Source organism: Streptomyces sp. NPDC059398 (assembly GCF_042751845.1).
Lineage (GTDB): Bacteria > Actinomycetota > Actinomycetes > Streptomycetales > Streptomycetaceae > Streptomyces.
The window spans coordinates 1-2,760 of record NZ_JBHYWP010000200.1 but is presented as its reverse complement, the minus strand read 5'-3'; the positions used below and the strand labels follow the sequence as shown (position 1 = coordinate 2,760).

The window sequence follows — 2,760 nt, the reverse complement described above, 5'->3', positions numbered from 1 at the left end:
GGAGCGGCCTGCCCCGGAACCGGGCGCACCGGGACCTCCGGCCCCAACGATTCCTGCTGCCCGGCGGGTTCGAGTTCGGGATCGGTTTCCCGCCCGGCCTGTTTCTGCTTCGCCAGGAAGAGCCGCAGCTGCTCCTCCTCCACGATCCTCCGGGCGAGGCTCCCCTCCGAGACATCGACGGCGTCCGGCGTCGCCTCCGCGACCTCGCTGCGCCGTGCGTACGCGTTGAACAGCCGGGTCTTGTCCGCCAGTACGCGCAGCATCCGGGTGTCCACGCTGTCGGTGGCCAGCAGCCGGTGCACCCGTACCGTCCTGACCTGGCCCATCCGGTGGGCGCGTGCCACGGCCTGGTGCTCGGTGGCCGGTTTGAGCTGCGGCTCGCACAGGATGACGACGGAGGCCGCCTGCACATTGAGACCCACCCCGCCGGCCTGGAACTGGCTCAGCAGCACCGCGTGCCCGGCAGCGGCCGAGAACGCGTCGACCAGTTCCTGGCGGCGCGCGGCCGGCAGACCGCCGTCGACCGGCCCGTAGGCGGTACCGCCGAGCGCGGCCCCCACCGTGGCCAGCACATCGCGGAAGTACGAGAACACCACGACCTTCAGCCCGTTGGCTGCCGCCTCACCGACCAGCTCGCACAGCCGCCTGAGCTTCGCCGAACTCTCCGGGCGGGCGTACGCGGCACGGCGCATCCGCATGAAGTGCCCCGCCGCCACCGCCTCCCGGTACGCGGCCAGATCCTCCGCGCTGAACTCCTCCCACTCGTCCACGTGCACCAGCGCGGGCAGCTCCGTGAGGACGTCCTCCTGGTTGCGGCGGAGATAGGCGGGGGCGACGGCCCGGCGGAACACCTGCGAGCCGGCCGCCGCGTCCCGGTCCCGCACCGCGTCCACCAGCTCGGGCTGGAGCCGGTGGACCAGACCGCGGAACTCATCGACCCGGTTCTCCATCGGGGTGCCGGTCAGGAAGAGCACCCGCTCGGCCGGTTCCGCCCAGTCCGCCACGGCCTTTGCCCGCCGGGTGAGCGGGTTCTTCACGAAGTGCGCCTCGTCCACGACGAGCATCCCGGGCCGCACGTCGTCCGGCACCGCGAGCAGATGCAGTACGTCGAAGGTGGTGACCGCCACCCCGCCCCGCTCGCACCACTCGGCGAAGGCCGTCCGGCGCCCCGGGCCGTGCAGCGGCCGGGCGGTGAGGGTGGAGCGCGAGCCCACCTCGCGCGTCCAGTTGATCAGTACGCTCGCCGGGCAGACGACCAGGAAGTGCGTCGTGCCGCCCGCGGCGAGATGGGCCATCGCGGCGATGGCCTGCACCGTCTTGCCGAGCCCCATCTCGTCCCCGATGATCACCCGGCGCTGCACCAGCGCGAACCGCGCCCCGAAGGACTGGTAGCCGCGCAGGGACACCCGCAGCCTGCTGTCGTCCAGCTGCTGGGCGTGCACCCGTTCCGCGATGCCTGAGGGTACGAACCCTTCCGCCGCGGCGGGATCGGCGCCCTGGCCCGAGAACTCCGCCAGCAGGCTGTAGTAGTCGGCCGAACGCAGCTCGAAGCCGACCCAGGTCTCGGCGTCGGACGCGGGCACCCGGAGCAGATCGGCCGAGACCTGCGCGAACAGCAGCGGTACCCCGTCGTCCGCCGCCCGCCCGGTGAGTTCCCCGACGGTGTCGAGCGCGTCGATGGCCTCCGTACGCCGGGTCCGTCCCGCCAGCGCCAGCCGGAGTCTGCCGCGCGCCGGGGCGGCCCGCGGCAGGAGCCGGTCCAGCTCGGTGCCGAGCCGCCGCGCCGCGTCATGGGCGCGGCGCAGTTCGGGCCCGGCCTGCGCCAGCGTGTGCAGGGACCGGACGAGCGCCGTCGTGCGCGGCTCCGGGTGGTCGATGTCGATCCGTACGGTGACGGTCTCCTCGACCGCCCTGGCGATCTGCCCGGCGGCGGCGACTGCCTGGTCGGCGGTCTGGGCGCCGACCCCGGGCAGCTGCCGCAGCGCGTAGCGGCCGGCGTCGTGAACCTGGGCGACCGTGGTGAAACCCGCCTGCTCCAGAGCGCCCAGCCGCAGCCGGCCCCCGGTGACGTCCCGCAGCCGCGACAGCGGGATCGGCTCCAGCTCGCCCCTGGCCAGCTCCTGCTTGAGCGGGGCGAGCGCGGCACGTACGGCGTCGGTGGCCGCGGCGTGGTCGGCCACGACGGCCCGCGCCGCGGCGAGCAGCCGCTCCGCCTCCAGGAGAAGGGCTCGGGCTCTTCTGCCGGCCGGTGCCGGGCCGCGCTTCACGCCGTTCACCGGAGGGATGATGTCACGCGGCGCGGCGCTCCGGCCGGTCCGGCGGTGCCCGGATCCGCCGCCCAGGTGCCCGTTCATCGTTTGTTGAACGGACATTGATGGCCGCCGGGCACAGTGGTCGGTATGTCGATCACCACCAGCAACGCCCCTGAGCTTGCCTGGCAGGAGCGGGCGCTGTGCGCCCAGACGGGGCCGGAGTTCTTCTTCCCCGACCCCGGAAGCTCCACGCGTGAGGCCAAGCGGCTCTGCGGAATCTGCGAGGAGCGCGTGACCTGCCTGGAGTACGCACTCGACAACGACGAACGGTTCGGAGTCTGGGGAGGACTCTCCGAGAAGGAGCGGTACGGCCTGAGACGCACCGCGAGCTGACGCCGACCGGACCCGGCGCCCCCGGTCAACAACGCCCCCCAGCTGGCCCGGGTCGAGACCTGCACGGCGCAGGCCCTGACAGCCGGGGCCCGAGCCGTCGCGGGGGGCCACCGGC

General features: G+C 73.6%; 2 protein-coding genes. One reads left to right on the top strand and one right to left on the bottom strand.

What is annotated here, in order from left to right:
• On the bottom strand, nt 1-2,267 hold a 2,267-nt coding region (locus ACFXBC_RS34950), incomplete at its 3' end, for a DEAD/DEAH box helicase (RefSeq protein WP_385034123.1).
• Nucleotides 2,268-2,399: 132 nt separating this feature from the next.
• Between ACFXBC_RS34950 and ACFXBC_RS34945 the strand changes: the two genes are divergently transcribed.
• Nucleotides 2,400-2,645, top strand: a complete 246-nt coding sequence (locus ACFXBC_RS34945) for a WhiB family transcriptional regulator (RefSeq protein WP_385034120.1) — start codon at nt 2,400-2,402, stop codon at nt 2,643-2,645.
• The last annotated feature ends 115 nt before the right edge of the window (nt 2,646-2,760 follow it).